The sequence below is a fragment of the Oxobacter pfennigii genome (genome assembly GCF_001317355.1).
Classification (GTDB): domain Bacteria; phylum Bacillota; class Clostridia; order Clostridiales; family Oxobacteraceae; genus Oxobacter; species Oxobacter pfennigii.
Window position 1 is genome coordinate 442,695 of the sequence record NZ_LKET01000039.1, and the last position, 18,969, is coordinate 461,663.

The 18,969-nt window shown below is 32.5% G+C and carries 12 protein-coding genes; all 12 read left to right on the forward strand.

The genetic code is table 11. The annotated features are described in order from the left end of the window. Nucleotides 1-27 precede the first annotated feature (27 nt). Nucleotides 28-3,198 (forward strand): cell wall-binding repeat-containing protein, encoded by a 3,171-nt coding sequence (locus OXPF_RS15370; RefSeq protein WP_054876100.1) that lies wholly within the window; start codon nt 28-30, stop codon nt 3,196-3,198. 84 nt (nt 3,199-3,282) lie between these two features. Beyond that, on the forward strand, nt 3,283-4,065 hold the full coding sequence (locus OXPF_RS15375; RefSeq protein WP_054876101.1) for a S8/S53 family peptidase: 783 nt from the start codon (nt 3,283-3,285) through the stop codon (nt 4,063-4,065). A 112-nt stretch (nt 4,066-4,177) separates the two neighbouring features. Then, the gene (locus tag OXPF_RS15380) at nt 4,178-5,836 is read left to right on the forward strand and encodes a S41 family peptidase (protein WP_083479984.1); all 1,659 of its coding nucleotides are present in this window, start codon (nt 4,178-4,180) and stop codon (nt 5,834-5,836) included. A 149-nt stretch (nt 5,837-5,985) separates the two neighbouring features. Next, on the forward strand, nt 5,986-7,038 hold the full coding sequence (gene rfbB, locus OXPF_RS15385; RefSeq protein ID WP_054876103.1) for a dTDP-glucose 4,6-dehydratase: 1,053 nt from the start codon (nt 5,986-5,988) through the stop codon (nt 7,036-7,038). 59 nt (nt 7,039-7,097) lie between these two features. After that, nucleotides 7,098-7,634: a dTDP-4-dehydrorhamnose 3,5-epimerase gene (gene rfbC / locus OXPF_RS15390; RefSeq protein WP_054876104.1), complete on the forward strand. Its 537-nt coding sequence runs from the start codon at nt 7,098-7,100 to the stop codon at nt 7,632-7,634. A gap of 279 nt (nt 7,635-7,913) precedes the next feature. Further along, entirely contained in the window at nt 7,914-8,990 is a 1,077-nt protein-coding gene (locus OXPF_RS15395) for a mannose-1-phosphate guanylyltransferase (RefSeq protein WP_054876105.1), read from the forward strand. A gap of 48 nt (nt 8,991-9,038) precedes the next feature. Next, entirely contained in the window at nt 9,039-9,839 is an 801-nt protein-coding gene (locus tag OXPF_RS15400) for an ABC transporter permease (protein ID WP_054876106.1), read from the forward strand. A 35-nt stretch (nt 9,840-9,874) separates the two neighbouring features. Beyond that, nucleotides 9,875-11,254, forward strand: coding sequence for an ABC transporter ATP-binding protein (locus tag OXPF_RS15405; RefSeq protein WP_054876107.1), 1,380 nt, complete (start codon nt 9,875-9,877; stop codon nt 11,252-11,254). Nucleotides 11,255-11,268: 14 nt separating this feature from the next. Then, on the forward strand, nt 11,269-13,473 hold the full coding sequence (locus OXPF_RS15410) for a polysaccharide pyruvyl transferase family protein (RefSeq protein WP_054876108.1): 2,205 nt from the start codon (nt 11,269-11,271) through the stop codon (nt 13,471-13,473). Nucleotides 13,474-13,508: 35 nt separating this feature from the next. Beyond that, nucleotides 13,509-15,416, forward strand: coding sequence for a glycosyltransferase (locus OXPF_RS15415; protein ID WP_054876109.1), 1,908 nt, complete (start codon nt 13,509-13,511; stop codon nt 15,414-15,416). Nucleotides 15,417-15,446: 30 nt separating this feature from the next. Further along, nucleotides 15,447-16,604 (forward strand): glycosyltransferase, encoded by a 1,158-nt coding sequence (locus OXPF_RS15420; protein WP_054876110.1) that lies wholly within the window; start codon nt 15,447-15,449, stop codon nt 16,602-16,604. Between the two features lie 11 nt (nt 16,605-16,615). Beyond that, entirely contained in the window at nt 16,616-18,934 is a 2,319-nt protein-coding gene (locus OXPF_RS15425) for a glycosyltransferase (protein WP_054876111.1), read from the forward strand. Nucleotides 18,935-18,969 lie beyond the last annotated feature (35 nt).

An 18,969-nucleotide genomic window follows, 5' to 3' on the forward strand; every position in this document is an offset into this window, starting at 1 on the left:
GCACTAACTCACGAAAGGGGACTAAAAATGAGTAAAATAAGTAAAAAGTTTCTGGCTGGATTTTTAGTTGCAGCAATGATGATGACACAGCTTTTATTTACAAGTGTAGCATCAGCAGCAGTAACTTCAGCAAGGCTAGCAGGACAAGACAGATATGAAACTGCATTAAGGATATCTCAGAACGGCTGGGGTGCAGGTTCAACACAATATGCAGTAATCGCTTATGGAGAAGATTTTCCTGATGCACTCAGTGCGGCTCCATTAGCAAAGAAATACAATGCACCTATACTTTTAACAGCTAAAGATAGTTTATCTGCAGGAGTTCTTGATGAACTTAACAGAATTGGTGCAACAAACGTATTCATCGTAGGTGGAGAAGGTGTTGTTTCCAAAAATATTGCAGATGCTTTAACAGCAGCAGGTAAGACAGTTACACGTCTTGCAGGTGACGATAGATATGAGACATCCCTTAAAGTCGCAGAACAAATCGGAGCAACTGATACAGTTGTTGTTGCATATGGAGAAAATTATCCTGATGCATTATCAATAGCTCCTATAGCTGCAGCAAAAGGATGGCCGATACTTCTTACAGAAACAAATTCAATGGATGACGCAGTTAGGTCATTTATAGGCAGTAAGAAAGCATATGTAGTAGGCGGATCAGGAGTTGTAAGCGATACAATCCTCAACAGCCTTACTGGTGCTGAAAGATTAGCAGGAATAGACAGATATGAAACAAACGTAGCAGTTATGAACAAGTTTGCAGCAGAACTCAATTTTGAAAAGGTATTCCTTGCAACAGGTGAAGACTTTGCAGATGCTCTTGCAGGAGCAGCTCTTGCAGCTAAAACTCTTTCACCGGTAGTATTGGTTGGAGCTACAATGCCGGCTGCAACTCAGGCATTTATCAACAGTAAAGTAACAGCTACAACTACAGCAGTAGCTCTTGGTGGATCTGCAGTGGTTTCAGACGAAGCTTTAGCAGCAGTTGGAAGCGACTTGTCAGGAGTGCTTCAGATAACAGGAGTTACAACTCTTACACAGGATGGAAGAGGTATAAGAGTATCATTTAACAAACCTGTTTCAAGCTTATCAACAGCTGATGTTACAGTTGTAGACAAGGACAGCCTTGATATGGTAGGCGTTGAGTCGGTTGCTTTATCTTCAAACAAAATGGCTGCTGACATATGGTTCCTTGAAGATAATGGCGGATATATACAGCAGGGAAAGACTTATCAGATATCAGTTGCAGTTGATGGCAGCACCCTTGCATTTGATTATCAGAGACCATACTACACTAACTTAAGAGTAGTAGAAGTTAACGCAGATGATCGTGAAATAACACTTGAAGATGGTTCTGTACTCACAGTTCCTGAAACAGTTGAAGTTGATTTCCAGGAAATACTTGGGCGTAGTGCAAAAGTATGGAGCGACAATGACAAGAATGTTACAAGGCTTGAACTTGATTCAGAAACAGTAAAATATGATGCAATCGAGCTTGATAAGGCTAATAAAGAAGTAGACCTTGTAGATGAAGACAAATCATATGATCTTGCAGATGACGTTATTCTTTATGCAAACGATGATGACAGCTCAACTACTCTTGCTGCAATGGGTACAGAATATGATTACGCAAAAGTAGTTCTTGACAAGAATGGTGATGTTATATTCATCAGTGCATACGAACTGGAAGAAAATATGGTTGTAAAAAGCGTTGATGAAAATGAAGTAATTGGTTATAATGATGAACTTGACGTTGAAGACTTTATAATAGTAAAAGACGGAAAACAAATTACTGCAGCAGATATTGAAGAAGGCGACATACTCTTCTACAATACCAGCGCAAGAAATAATGACGGATTTGCAGAAGTATTCAACAAGACAGTAACAGGCGAAATAGGTGATATCACAAACGATACTTTCATTGTAGATGATGAGGAATTTGAATTCACCGGTGTTAAGTATCTTGATGGAAATACATTGAAAAACTTTGATTCCGATATAGCTGAAGAAATGCAGGAATCAGGTGAAGACGTAGTAGTATATGTTGACAGAAACGGTGATGCAGTATTTGTATCAGGCGACAGAGGAGATGTAGCTAAAACTACGGTTGTTGGATATCTTTATGAAAATGTAGTTGCATATAAAGATGCAAGAAGCGGAGAACTTTACCTCCCGGTTGACATGATCAATGAAAGCGGCGAAAAGGTAAGCTATGACGTTAAATTCAGCAGCTTAACAGCCGGTACAGAAACAAATATAAACCCTGCAACAGTAACTGATGGCGCAACAGTTATTACAAAAGATCAGTTAATAAAGGTTAAACTTAATTCCGATGGCGATATAGCAGAATTATATGTAAATGGAGCTTCAGATTTTGCAAAAGCCGACATTACTTCAACAGTAAAGACTACTGCTAAGTATGTCGCTGGATATAAATTAAGCTCTTCAACAGTAGTATTCCTTACAGAAGAATATAATGTAAGTAGCGATGAAGATGATATAACAGTTGTTAAGTGGGGCGATGAATTAAACTTCACAGAAATAACAGCTTCGACAGAAAGCAAGAGCTATGTATACCATGATGCTGACTACAATGCAGACTATATCATAGCAAATGATACAAACACTGAAGATGATGCAACAGTAACATCAACAGTAATCACAGAAATAACAAAACTTACAACAGATAATGTATACAGAATAAAAGCTATGATTAACGGCGAATCCAAGACTATCTACACTAAAGATGAAAGCAGCGTATTCAACTACTTCAGAGATAACGTAGTCACAAATGCTCAGGCTGCAATTACAGCTAACGGATACTATGCAGCTAAATTGCTCATAGACGACAACACAGGAAGAGTAGTTAATAAAGCTGGAGATGCGATAACAGTGATGGATCTTGTAGAAGCTGAAGGTGTAGTAATATCCAGATCAACTTCAAGCAAAGAAATCACAATTACAGTTGATGCTGCTATTGCTGATGATCCAAATACTGAAGAAATAGATGAGACAGAAGCGGCAACAGTAGGAACTTACAAGCTTGCTGACTCATACCAGGTATTTGATGCTTCAAACAAGACAAATGTCAAATCCTACACTCTGCAGTCAGTTAAAGCAGGAGATAAGGTTGTACTTGTCAGAGATAACGAAAATTTCATTAAGTTTGCAATAGTAGTAGAAAAAGCTAACTAATTAAAGTAATTTAAAAAGAAGACAACCATTAGTGGTTGTCTTCTTTCCTTTAATATATAATAGAAGAATATAGGTGGTGATATGATGCTCCGACAGAATAAAAAAGTATTTGAAGCCGCAAATATATTAAAATGGTACGAGAACGGATATACAGGTAAAAATGTCAATATTGCCGTCCTGGATGATCAATATGCTCCTCACAGCCATACAAGAGTAATATTGCCCATTGCCCACCATAACCCAATAATAAAGGGGTATGAATTCCATAAACCGAACTCGTGCAGTGTTGTCAGAGAAGCCTGCCCTGATGCCAATATATATGGGTTTAACTGGTTTGGCGGGGCCAGGGAAACAACAAGGTGGTTAATAGAAAACCGGGAAAAGATCGATATAGTAAACTGTAGCTTTTCAAGTCCTAAAAACTCAAGGGAAGAATTGTGGAATGTGTTGGAGAAATTGGATATTCCGTTTATATGCAGTTCAGGGAATAACGGTTCCTCTAAATTTATATCCTATCCTTCCTGCCTCGATTGGACCATCAGCATAGGGGCATATAACCTTCTTAAAGATGAAATCCCTGAATATTCAAATGAAGGTGAAGGCCTGGAGGCGCTGGGATTTACTTATATATATATTCCAAACAGTGTAGAGAATCCTTTTCCATTTGAAGGCACCAGTGCTGCGGCTTCTCTGGTCACAGGCATGCTGGGGTTATATATTGGTTGGAGGAAAGTATCCGGTAAAACCAGGTTAACCATAGAAGAAGCAAAACAGTTTATAGTGAATAATTGCAGTGATACAATCATAAAAAATTCTGATAGTAAGTCTGCAGGTGTTTTTATTTTACCTGATTTTGATAGGTTATAGTTACATAGACAACTATAACCTATCAACAATTTAGCTTGTTGACATTAAATTTGAATGCAATAATTTTTTTTGTTACAATGTTACTAAACCAGTATTACTTTTATTTAAAAATATGAAGGGAATGATGACCTTTATGAACCAGGATATAAGTAAAAAAAGGCGAAGCTTGCGCATTGCTTTAATATCTGTAATCGCAGTTTTGATATTGAACCTGTTTACATTTTCTGTACAAGCTAAAACTGCTGTATTAGATACTGCTAAAGATATAATTACAAATTATTATATAGAAGATGTATCTGATAAAACATTAAAAGCAACTACAATAGAAGATGTAATTAAATCTTTAAATGATCCATATACTCAATATTTCACAGCTGATGAATATAAAAGATTTACTAATGATATAGACGGAAAATATTCAGGAATAGGTATCCAGATAGAGATAGACCCCGAGGGAGTAAAGGTGCTTTCGGTAATCGACGGTACCCCTGCACAGGCTGTTGGGATTAAAGAGGGCGATATAATTACAAAAGTAGATAATCACAAACTGGCAGGAGCAGCTCTTGAAGCGGCGGCATCATATTTGCGGGGAGAAGCGGGAACCGTTGTAAATATACAGGTCAAGCGAGACAATTCTTTTCATGCATATAAAATTACCAGGAGAGAATTTGAGTCTCCGACAATAGAAGGTAAAATGCTGGATGAGCATACTGCGTATATAAGAATAATATCTTTTGGAGATGATACCGCATCTCTTTTTAAAGCAAAGCTTGAGGAACTGGGTAGAGAAAACCCTGATAATTTTATTGTGGATCTAAGAAATAACGGCGGGGGCTATTTAAAAACCGCACAAGAAATGGCTTACGATTTTATAGGAGAAAGACCTCTTGTACTCTTGAAAGATAGGGAAGGAAAAGAGGGAAAAATTATGCCGGATAAGGGGACAAGCCAGATAGATAAACCTATTATTTTTCTTGTCAACCAGTATAGTGCAAGTGCTTCCGAAATACTTTCAGCTGCTGTAAAGGATTACAAAACTGCTTTTTTAGTAGGTACGACTACATATGGAAAAGGTACAGTGCAGTCTATGTTCGGATTTTCAGATGGCAGTGTACTCAAGCTTTCGGTTGAGAGATTCTATTCCCCACTTGGCAATGTTATAGAAAAGGAAGGGGTTACCCCTGACCTGACAGTTGGAGGTGAAGATTCCCTTGCTGTCGCCGAGCTTCTTTCAGGTAAAGCCGGAGATGGCTGGGATAAGAGAGATTTTATGAAAGTAAAAATTGATAGCAGAGAATTTGAGATAGACCTTAAAAAAGCAAGAGCTATTCAATATTGGGATGCATATCAATATATAATGGACAAGGCATTAGAATCAGGATACGGAATAAGTATAGGCACAGTTAATGGTTGGGTTGAAGCCAATAGAGCATTTCTTGAAGAAGAATTATATAGGTGTTACTATCCTGAATATATGGAATTAAGTGAACTGAAAAGTGTACCTGTAAATAAAGTCTTTACTGTTATCTTTTTAAATGATGTTAATATGGAATCAATCAATGATAAAAATATAGAGTTGATTAATGAAGCATCCGGTGAGAGGGTACCATTAAAGTTCGAATATAATGATAAAAACTCTATAATAGCAGTACCGGCAATGGAATTAACAAAAGGCGGTATATATTATTTTGTGATAAACGAAGATTTAGAGAGTGGAGATGTTAGTAATTATACAAAAGGGGATCTAGTAAAGGTAAGCGTAGAAGAGTAAATAGAATTTTGAGATATGCGTATGGAAAGGCAGTACAAAAAAGGATTCTGGCGGTCGGAGAAGAATAAGAACAAATTGACAGCCTGTATCATATTTTAATACAGGAATATATAAAAAAGTTGCAGAGATACAGGAAAGGCAGAGTTAATATGAAGACATATTTGGTTACAGGCGGAGCAGGATTTATAGGCTCCAACTTCGTTTATTTTATATTAAACAAATATGAAAATATTAAAATCATCAATTTAGATAAACTGACTTACGCAGGAAATTTAGATAATTTAAGAGAGATAGAAAAAGACGATAGGTATGAATTCGTATTTGGAGATATCTGTGATAAAGAAATAGTAGAAAATATATTCAATAATAATGATATTGATTATGTAGTGAACTTTGCTGCAGAATCTCATGTTGACAGGAGCATAAAAGAACCTGAGATATTTATGAAAACAAATGTACTGGGAACAGTCAATATATTAAATGTATCAAAAATATGCTGGGAGGACAGTACAGGATTTAAGCCCGGCAAAAAATTTCTTCAGGTATCCACTGACGAAGTGTATGGCTCATTGGGAAGCACAGGGTATTTTACAGAATCAACTCCCCTTGATCCTCATAGCCCATATTCTTCAAGTAAAGCAAGTGCCGATTTAATGGTAAAATCCTATTATGACACATATGGTATGCCAATAAACATTACAAGATGCTCAAATAACTACGGGCCATATCAGTTTCCTGAAAAGCTTATACCTTTGATAATTAATAACTGTCTTAACAAAAAGTTTCTTCCTGTTTACGGAGATGGGCTTAATATAAGGGATTGGTTATATGTTGAAGACCATTGCAAAGCAATAGACATGGTTATAAACAATGGAAAGCCTGGTCATGTGTATAATATAGGCGGCCATAATGAAAAAACCAATATATATATAGTAAAAACAATTATTGATTACTTGAATAAAAATGTGGATAATACCATAGATGAAAATCTGATAAAATATGTGGAAGACCGAAAAGGCCATGACAGAAGGTATGCCATAGATGCAGCAAAAATAAAAAATGAACTTGGCTGGCTCCCTGAAACTACTTTCGAAGAAGGAATAATTAAAACCATTAGATGGTATTTGGATAATAAAGAGTGGATGAATAATGTAACATCCGGTGATTATCAAAAATACTATGATATGCTGTACGGCTCTTAAAAATACTGAAGATGCATTTATAGAATAGTTTATGCAATTTAAAGTAGAGGAAGAGCGGCATGGGACAATTTAATTTTATAAAGACTCCAATAAAAGGTTTATATATAATCGAGTCCAAAGTTTACAGCGACAGCAGAGGATATTTCATGGAGACATACAATTATGAGGACTTTAAAAAAGTAGACCTCGATATGATTTTTGTACAGGACAACCAGTCGAAATCAAAAAAAGGTGTATTAAGAGGGTTGCATTTTCAGAAAAAACACCCCCAAGGAAAGCTTGTTAGAGTAATAAGCGGTGAGGTGTTTGATGTAGCAGTTGATATAAGAAAAGATTCCAAAACTTATTGTGAATGGTACGGTGTTATATTAAGTGCAGAAAATAAGAGACAATTTTATATACCGGAAGGTTTTGCACATGGCTTTTTAGTTTTATCAGACGAAGCAGAATTTGTATACAAATGTACTGATTTTTATCATCCAGAGGATGAAGGAGGAATCAGATGGGATGACCCAACTATAGCAATAAAATGGCCTATTACTAATATGGAGTCTGTCATATTATCAAAAAAGGATAAAGAATTGGATTTATCATAAGATATAATGCTGAAAAATGGGTAATACACCAAAATTATAGAAAGGCAATTACAAAAATAATGTAATTGCCTTTAATTTTAGTAATAGGTGCAAATATGCATGTTCATTTATTCCGTGAGTGTTTGAATATAATTTGAACTATGCTATAATTATGTAGAAATATGCTATACGTTCATTTATGTGATTTGAAATAAAATATTATAATATGCAAAGAAAATGTACTCAGATTATGAATATATAAAACGATAAAGATTTTATGTATGAAAGGAGACTTATTATATGATATATTCTGTTATTATGGCAGGTGGAAAAGGTGAAAGATTCTGGCCCAAAAGCCGGAGAAAAACACCAAAGCAATTATTATGCCTTACCAATGATGGAAAAACTATGATTCAGAATAGTATAGATAGGGTATCAAGTTTATGCTCTCCTGAAAATACATATATTGTCACTAATAAGGATTACGCAATGCCTATCAACCATCAGCTTCCTCAAATTCCATTAGGGAACATAGTAGTGGAACCCTTTGGAAAGAATACCGCTGCGTGCATTGGGCTTGCTGCCATTCATATTATGGACAAGGATAAAGATGGGGTGATGGTAGTATTACCATCCGACCATATTATTAAGAATAATCAAGAATTTTTAAGAATTCTTGATAGTGCAACAACTTTAGCTGAAGAGGGTGAAAACATAGTTACCATTGGTATCACACCTTCCTATCCGGAAACAGGATATGGCTATATTAACTTTGGTGAAAAAGCATGCGAGAAGAATAATAAAAGCATATATAAAGTTGAAAGATTTGTTGAAAAACCTGACATTAAAAAGGCTGAAGAGTATTTGGAATCAGGTAAATATTTATGGAATAGTGGCATGTTCATATGGAAAGTTTCTACTATCATGAACAATATTCATGAATATATGCCTAGGCTCTATGAAGGGCTTATGAGAATCAAAGATTCCATAAATACCAGTACATATAACGAAGTCCTATATGAGGAATATAGTAAATTCGACAGCATATCCATAGATTATGGAATAATGGAGAGGGCAGCTAAAATATTTACTATACCGGGACAATTTGGATGGGACGATGTTGGAACCTGGACAGCCCTCGAAAGAGTAAATAAGCCTGATGATAAAGGTAATATATATAACGGTAATATTGTAAGCATTGATACAAAGGATTGTATTATTGACGGAACTCAAAAATTAATAGCAACTGTTGGAGTCGAGAATCTGGTTATAGTTGATACCGATGATGCTATACTTGTTTGCTCAAAAGATAGGTGTCAGGACATAAAGCTGCTTTTAAGCGAAATGAAAGAGTTAAAGAGGGAAAATTACCTGTAAAATCAAAATATAGGGAAGATACAGTTATATATGAACTAGGGGTGTGACATGAACGGCTTAAAGCAATTATTTAAAGAAATATGGATGAATAGAAGAGTAATAATTTCATTAGCTAAGAATGACTTTAAAACAAGATTTTCAGGTTCGTTTTTCGGAATAATATGGGGTTTTGTTCAACCTATAGTAACAATATTATTATTTTGGTTTGTATTTCAAGTAGGATTTAGATCATCCTCTATTGAAGATGTGCCATTCATTTGTTGGCTGGCTTCGGGATTAATACCTTGGTTCTATTTTTCAGATGCATGGACTAATTCAGGTAACTGTTTTTTTGAATATAGTTTTCTAGTTAAAAAGGTTATGTTTAAAACCAGCGTATTACCAATAGTGAAAATAATTTCTTCATTATTTGTCCATATCATATTAGTGTTTTTTTTGTTATTAATATATTCGTTCTATGGTTATTTTCCGAAGTTAATATATCTTCAAATAATATATTATTCCATTTGTGTAATTGCTCTGTCATTATCACTTGCTTTTATTACCGCTTCACTTGCTCCTTTTTTTAAAGATATTCTTAATATTATTGGAATTCTAATACAGTTTGGTATGTGGTTAACCCCGATAATGTGGGATTTTAAAATGTTACCTGAAAAGTTAAGGATATTGTTTAGCATTAATCCAATGTATTATGTTGTTCAAGGATACAGAGATACGCTTATATATAATATACCGTTCTGGCATCATCCGTATGAAACTATATGTTTTTGGATAATTACATGCTTGTTATTCATATTAGGAGCTATTCTTTATAAAAAACTAAAATTACATTTTGCAGATGTATTATAATTTAAAAACTTGAAGTATATAAAAGTGAGGAAATTATGTCAAATGAAATTGCTGTAAAGATTAAGAATATAGCTAAAGTTTATAAATTGTATGATAATCCTATAGACAGACTAAAAGAAACGTTGCATCCATTTAAAAAGAAATATCACAGAGATTTTTATGCACTTAAAAATGTATCTTTTGAAATAAAAAAAGGCGAGACTGTGGGGATCATAGGAAAAAATGGCTCCGGGAAATCCACATTATTGAAAATAATAACCGGTGTCTTAAATCCCACATTAGGATTAATTGAAGTTAAAGGCAAGATATCAGCTTTGCTTGAACTTGGAGCGGGCTTTAATCCCGAATTCACCGGTATTGAAAATATATACTTAAATGGAACTATTATGGGGTATACCAAAGAAGAGATGGGGAAAAAGATACCGGATATTATTGAATTTGCTGATATTGGTGATTTTATCAATCAACCGGTAAAGACTTATTCGAGCGGAATGTTTGTGCGCCTTGCATTTGCAGTAGCTATTAACGTGGACCCTGATATACTTATTGTTGATGAAGCATTAGCTGTAGGAGATGATTTGTTTCAGAGAAAGTGTTATTTTAAAATAGATTCCTTAAAGAAGGCAGGAAAAACAATCATATTTGTTTCACATTCTGGTAATTTGGTTATAGAACTATGTGATAAAGCAATACTTTTGGATGCAGGTGAAATTATTTATATTGGTAATAGTAATCGTGCAGTTAATTTATATCAAAAGCTATTGTTTGCACCTATGGAGAAAAAAACACTAATAAAAGAACAAATAATCAAGACTAATTCTTGTGAAAATGGCCAAGGAAAACAAATTGATGATGAGCAATTATTAATTATTAATAATTCACTAGATATTGCAAATGATATAGATTCGGAGCCGGGTCAAGAAGAATATTTTGATGAAGGGCTTATCAACACTGATCCTATTATATATGAAAATATGGGAGCTAGGATTTTTGACTATAAGATAATGAATTTTAAATGTGAAAGTATTAATGTGTTGAGATTTGGCAGAAGATATACATTATCATATAAAGTTGAATTTTTTACTAATTGTAATAATGTAAGATTCGGTATGACAATTAAAACTAAAACAGGTATTGATATAAGTGGTGCAGCAACAGCTAATCCCGGTCAGGGTATACCATTCATTAAGTCGGGTACAATCCTTAATATTGAATTCGAATTTGTACCAAAACTAACGTCAGGTGTATATTTTTTAAGATGTGGAGTTGTAGCAATAGATAAAGATAACGAAATCTTTTTAGACAGGCAGATTGATGTAATAGCATTTAGAATAATGGAGAGGGAAAACTCACTAATGAATTCGCTTGTTGATCTTGATATTACTTCTAATGTATTTGAAATAGAAGTAAGTTAATCCTGAGGTGTATTATGAAATATAAAATTACCCCTAGAAAAATTATAAAATGGATTTTGCCTTACGGATTTGTAAAAAAGTATATGGAATATAAAAATAAAATGAATGAGGTTATAGAGCCGCATATAAATGCAATTAACTATCAGGTAAATAATTATTGCAATTCAAAGTGTGTAATGTGCAATGTATGGCAGCAAAAAGATTTCCGATATATGGATATTCAAGAATTTGAGAAAGTATTAGGCGATTCTTTGTTTAATAATGTAGAACATATTGGCATTACAGGCGGGGAACCTTCTCTTATAGCGAATCTCCCAGATTATTTTGAAGTTTCTATAAGGCAATTAAAAAATTTAAAAGGATTAAGTGTAATTACAAATTCACTTGCAACAGAACAAATTAAAAAACAAATTGAGGCAATAAATTTGACGTGTTTATTAAATAACAAAGAATTTTCTGTGATGCTGTCATTGGATGGTTTGGATAAAATACATGATAATAATAGAGGAATAGAAGGAAGCTATGAAAAAGTTCTAAATATGCTTGAGTGGCTAAAAGATAAAAGAATAAGCGTCTTGACAGGTACTACTATTACTAAAAATAATGTGTGGAACTTGGATGAGCTTTTATTTTTCTTAATGAATAACAACATTTATGGAAGATTTCGAGTAGCAGAATTTATAAAAAGGCTTTATAACGATTTGAAAGATAATACATATATCAGAAATTTTGATGATGATGAAATTTATCAATTACTATTGTTTTTCAGCAAATTAGAGTTCAAGTATGAAAAAGATCCAATAATAATAAACACTTATAGAAATATTAAACATATGCTGCAGGGTGGTAAAAGGCTTATAGAATGCCCATATAAAAATAGACAGGCTATTAACCTGAATTGTCATGGTGAAATCGCATATTGTGCTCCAAAATCTCCTATTATAGGAAGTATTACTAAAGAATCAGGTATAAAGATTTATATTAAAAACAGAAAGGTTTTAAGAGATATACAAGAGAAATATTGTGATAATTGCATACATGATTATCATTCTGAACCTTCAGCTAAATTATTAGAAATATATGCTAATGAAAAAAAATATAGGGAATTAATTAGTATCAATTCTTATAACAATCATAAAAATAGTTATAAAGTAGAAGGACATATTGAAACAATAAGCAATTATTCGATACTTATCGTTGGATGGTATGGAACCGAGACTGTTGGCGATAAAGCTATTCTAGGTGGAATAGTCGATTCTTATATAAATAACTATGGAAATGATATAAAAATCTATATTAGTTCATTATATCCTTTTGTAACAGAACGAACGATTAAAGAATTAAATATAAATGCAATTGTAATTCCAGTTTACAGTGAGCAGTATTTAAAATATTCTTCAATGGTAGATGAAGTTGTTGTTGGTGGCGGTCCTTTGATGGAATTGGACGAATTGTCGTTAATAGAATGGGCTTTTAAAATCGCAAAAGATAATTCCAGCAAAACAACAATTTTAGGTTGTGGAATAGGACCTATATACACCGGGGAAAAAAGAGAAGCTGTCAGAGAAATATTAACTTTGGCAGATAAAATCTATTTAAGGGATTCCAAATCCATAGAACAAGCAGAACAATTGATAGGAAGAAGTAAATTATTATTGAAAATTGATGATCCAGCGTGCAAATATATTAATAAAATCTCTGAGGATATAATTGTAGAAAAAGAACACCAAAAGCTGGCTTGCTTTTTAAGAGAGCTAACCTATGAATACAGAGCAGATATGAATTATGAAGAATTTATAAAATTTAAAAATGATTTTGAAGAAGGATTAGCATCAAATATTATATACATGTGTGATAAGATGAATATGATACCTTATTTTTATGCTATGCATAATTTTGTGATAGGAAATGACGACAGGGATTTTAATATTGAATTTACTTCAAAATATTTTAAAAATAGAGAATACTATGTTGAAAAAAGATTATCTACGGTTGAAAATACTATTGAAGCCATGAAAAGTTCAAAATTTAATTTATGTATGAGGTTCCATTCAGTGGTGTTCAGCGATAATATTAACAGTAATTACATTGCAATAGATTATACAACTGGTGGTAAAATTAAATCCTATCTTGATGAAAAGAAGAAAATTAATCGTATGATACGTATGAAAGATATTCTAGGAAGAAAAGAAGCTTTATCTGATCTATTAGATATTTAATATTACGACTAAACTATAAATGAGAGGTAAGCTAAATGAAAATCGCCCTTTTTAATACTCATGATAATGGCGGTGCAGGTAAGGCTGCCCTAAGGTTAAATAAAGGATTAAATTTGATTGGTGTAGATAGTAAATTATTCGTTAGGCAGAAGTCCGTACAGGATAGCAATGTAGTACAAGTTATTTCAAATGAAATCAATAATAGGCTTTTTGACAACTTAACTATGAAGCATTTCATAAACAATATTAAAGATGGGAATACAATTAGTTCAATCATGTACCCAAGTATTGGATTTGATTTTTTAAATATGATTAAAGATTTTGATATTATAAACCTACATTGGATTTCAATGTTCATTTCATTGGAAGCAATTCTTTACATGAGAACTACTTATAACAAACCAATTGTATGGACATTACATGACCAAAATCCTATGACAGGTGCGTGCCATTATGCTCACGGATGTGATAGGTACAAAAATGATTGTTCAGAGTGCCCTCAGTTAGTAGAGAATAAATTTAATATCACGAAATCGATACTGGAGGCTAAAGTTAAATATTTACCCAATGATATTATTGTTGTAACTCCAAGTAAATGGATGGCAAAATGCGCAAGAGAGAGCACGGTTTTTAAAAAGAACCGGATTGAAGTGATCCCTAATTCTTTAGAAACAGATATATATGAGCCCTATGGTAAAAGCTTTGCCAAAAAAGAATTAGGATTTACTGCAAATACAAAATTGATTTTATTTGGAGCTCAAGACTTAAAAGAAAGAAGAAAAGGCTTACATGAGTTATTAAAATCAATTAATATACTTAAAAAAGATGAATATATACAAGGTTTATTAGAAAGAAATGAGCTTTGTATATTAACTTTTGGTCATTCATCACCTTTATTGGATGATATGAATGTTCCCTATAAAAGCATTGGCTATGTTGAAAGCGACGAGAAACTTTCAATGATATATTCAGCTTCTGATGTATTAGTACTACCTTCATTAGAAGATAACTTGCCTAACTTGATGTTGGAGAGTATGTCTTGCGGTACACCTGTTGTTGCATTTGATACAGGTGGTATGAGCGATACAATAATAAATAATGTAAATGGTTATTTATGTCCATTATATGATTCAGAAAAACTTGCATATTATATTTCAAAGGCTTTGAAATATAATATGCAAGAAGATTGTCGCAGTTTAATCTTGGACAAATATAGACTCGAAATACAGGCAAAGAATTATAATACATTATTCCAAGAAATATCGGTAACAGATAGGAAAAGAACTGAGCATATAAATCAGCATATACCTTATATTTTCCCTGAGGTAGCCATAGGTTTATCACCTTTCATTTGCAGTGTCAGTAAAGATATCCAAAATGAATTGTACAATTTAGAAAATGAGAGAAATGTAAGCATTATAACTCAAGAAAATTTAATGCAAGAACGTGATTCGGTTATGGCGGAGCGGGAGGTTTTAAGACAAGAGTGGGACAATTCAATATTAGAATTTAAAAAAGTGAAACAAGAGCGAGATACAGCAATAGAAGAGCAAGAGAGATTAAGACAGGAGCGTAATAAACTAATAGTGTATCAAGAGAATATGAGACAGGAGCGTAATAAACTAATAGCGTATCAAGAGAAGTTGAGACAAGAACTGGATATTTTAATACTGGAACAAGAAAAGTCAAGGCAAGAACATAATTTATTAAAAGCTGAACAGGAAAATATTATAGGAGAACTCGAGGCTTTAAAAATTGAAAATAAGAAACTAGCACAAGAAAGAAATACAGTATCAGCAGAATTAAATAGTGTTTATAAATCAAGGTCTTGGCTGATCACATATCCAATTAGGATTTTTTGGAAGTTAACTAAAAAGTTTGTAAAGTTTATATTGCCTTATGCAATAGTGCGATATTATCAGAAAAAAAAGTATGGATTTTAATATTCAATACTATGATTAGTAGGTGAAAATATGAAAAATGTGTTGTTGATATATCCTCATAATTTTTTAGAACGTAATATGGGTACTAATAACAGGGTATATAAAATTGCAGAGTTTCTTAAAGAGAACAATTGTTCAATTGATTTATTTGCATGCAAAAATTTTGTAAGTACAACATTTGATAGCTTCAGTTTGTATAATCAAGAAGGGATTATTGACAATCTATATCTTTATGATTTTTATGAAACAAGAATTTTTAGCAAAAAATTGAAAACAAGAAGAACAATTTTAGAGAGAATATTCAATGTTAAAGAAACTATAGATTTGGATGATTGGGTCACTCCAAAATTCAAAGAACAATTTAAGTATATATTAAATAATAAATATGATTATATAGTCATGTTCTATTTATATACTGGAGAATTATTAAATAATATTAATGACAAGTCAAGAAAAATTTACTTTATGGAGGACTTTTTATCAGTAGGGCATTATGTCTCTAACTATAGTAATGAAGTTGGAGGACCGCTAAACAGTGAGCTAAAGAGATTAGGATATTTCGATGATATAATATGTATTTCTTATGATGAAAAAGTTTTTTTTGAAAAGCTGATGACTGATAAAAGTTTTTACTTTCTTCCTCACTTAGTAAATCGTGAAGAAAAAGATTTAGATTTAAAAAATGATGTAGATATTTTGTTTTTGGGTTATGACAATAAATATAATATAGAGGGAGTAAATTGGTTCCTGGAATGTGTATTGCCAAATCTAAATTCAGAAATTAATATTTATATAGTAGGGAAAGTAACAGAACATGTAAAAAAACATTATACTAATGTCATAAAAATAGATTTTGCAAAGGATTTACACAGTCTGTATTCAAGAACTAAGATTGCAATATGTCCTTTATTAAATGGCACTGGTATGAAAGTAAAAGTGGTCGAAGCCATGAGTTATGGCATACCAGTAGTATGCACATCAAGAGGCGTTGATGGTTTTCCAGATAAGTTTAAAAATGGTTGTTTAGTTTCAGATGACCCTGTGCAATTTGCTGAATTAATAAATAAACTTTTGGAAGATAGTATTTTTTATAATTCTACTTCCGATAATATACGGAGCTACTTTGGTGATATTCTTTCAATTGAAAGGAATAGTTCAGTTTTAGTAGACATCTTTGATTTAAAATAAGGAGACTATTTATGAAAATAGGTTACATCGATCATTCATTTCATAAAAAAACTCTATCATCACAATTTTTTGTGGATATTCTTCAGAGGAATGGTTTAACTGTGGAATATATATGGGATGATTCGTGGAAGGGGGGGAGACCAATTGTTTTAGATGACCTTATTGATAAATACGATGCCTTTGTTTTCCATCAATTATCGGCAACAGCTTCTAAACCTTATTATCAAATGCCGGTTAATATAACTTACCTGCCTATGCTTGATTCATTTGGGAATGATCAATTACTTCATCATAATCGCTGGTTTTGGAAAGATTATTCGGGAGTTAAATTTTTATGTTTTTCAAAAGCTTTACATTATGCAGCTTTGAGTCATGGATTAGCAAGTAAATATGTTAAGTATTTTCCAGAACCTTTTAAATTTGCATATGGACCTACTAATGGTGACTTAAAAGGTTTTTTTTGGCAAAGGATGCCTGATAATATAAATTGGGAAACTTTAAAATTACTAATTAGTAATGCTAATTTTTCATCAATACATATACACATGGCAACTGATCCAGGGTTTAAGCCTTTCTATCCAAGTAAAAAAGATATAGCGAAATATAATATAACTTTTTCAGATTGGTTTGATAATAAGGATGAATATTATAAAAAAATTCTTGATGCACAGGTTTATTTTGCGCCGCGGCCTTCTGAAGGAATAGGTATGGCATTTCTAGAAGCAATGGCGATGGGAAGATGCGTTGTATCACCTGATTATGGTACTATGAACGAATATATCTTAAATGGGGTTAACGGATTATTATATGATTTGAAGAATCTAAAACCATTAAATTTTAGCGATATAGATAAAATAAGTTCAATGGCACGACTTAGTATAGAGAAAGGTTATGAAGACTGGAAAAAAGAAGAAGAAAAAATAATTGATTTTATAATCCAACCGAGAGATAAAGTTTACTTGAAATATTATCAAAATGGGGCTAATTATGATGAGTTAGCCTTAAGTAGTACTGTGAACTCCAATACCATTCATGAAAAAACAAATATAACGGAAATAGATAAATCTTTTAGAAGACTAAAGCGATATATTGGTAACAGTAAAATGGGTTTAATAATAATGCCAATATGGGATAAATATAAAAAGATAAAAAAAAGGCACGTCAACGCATTTACTTTTAATGAAAATGAGCGTTCTGCTTCTAAATTAGAGTTTGTATCTGATACACCTATTGTAGTTTCTCTGGGGTCGATTTGTGGCAGATATCTGCAGGTAAGTGTGGATAAAAATAACAATTGTATCCAAGGGGGATTAAGGTTAAAAGGGAAATATAAAACCTCATATACAAATAAACCGCTAGTTACTATAATTACAGTTGTATTTAATAGAAAAAATAAAATTGAACGAGCTATTAAATCTGTTTTAAACCAAACGTATGATAATATAGAATATGTGATTGTAGATGGAGGCAGTACAGACGGAACATTAGATGTAATAAAGAACTATGAAGACACTATAGATTATTATGTTTCGGAACCGGACGAGGGTATATATAATGCAATTAATAAAGGTTTGGCATTAAGTTTCGGAGATTATATTGGTATTTTGAATTCTGATGATTGGTATACAGAGGATGCAGTAGAGTTTTCTATTAAAGAGATATTAAATAGCAGTGCTGATTATTCTGGAGCAGAGGAATATGTTATAAACGAAGATGGAAGTTTAATAGGCATTTACGAACTGAAGCATTTTGATGAGGTAGCACTTTTTGCCCAAAACCCATGTAATCATGGTACAATGTTTATTAGTAGGTGTGCATATGAAGTAATAGGTCATTATGATGAAAGTTATAGAATAGCAGCTGACTTTAAGATGCAATTATTGCTCGTTACAAATAAAAATCTTAAAGGTTGTATGATAAAAAAACCAATTCATTATTATGAATCTGCTGGTTTATCCAGTATTGAACGTGAAAATACATTAAAAGAAGTGGCACTTATTTTAAAAGAATTTCATACCACACTCACTGATGAGCAAATTAAATCATTAGTAGAGTTTATGCATGAATTTAAGTTAGGCGATGTAATAATAAAAAATTTAGAAAGTATTATCCAAAACGATATTTATACTGTAGAGCAAAAAAAGTATCTATTAGATAAAATGAGACATTTTGGTTATGTTACTTCAGATATTTTAGGTCATTTTATCGATGATAACAATAATATTGATATAAAATCAAAATTAGGAAATTTGACGATTAAGAAAATACTGAAGTATGTTTTGCCGTATGGTATTGTTGAAATGTATAAGAAATCTAGGATATTAAGGTAGGCAGGTCTATACAGTCGGGTTAGAAGGTGCAAAAA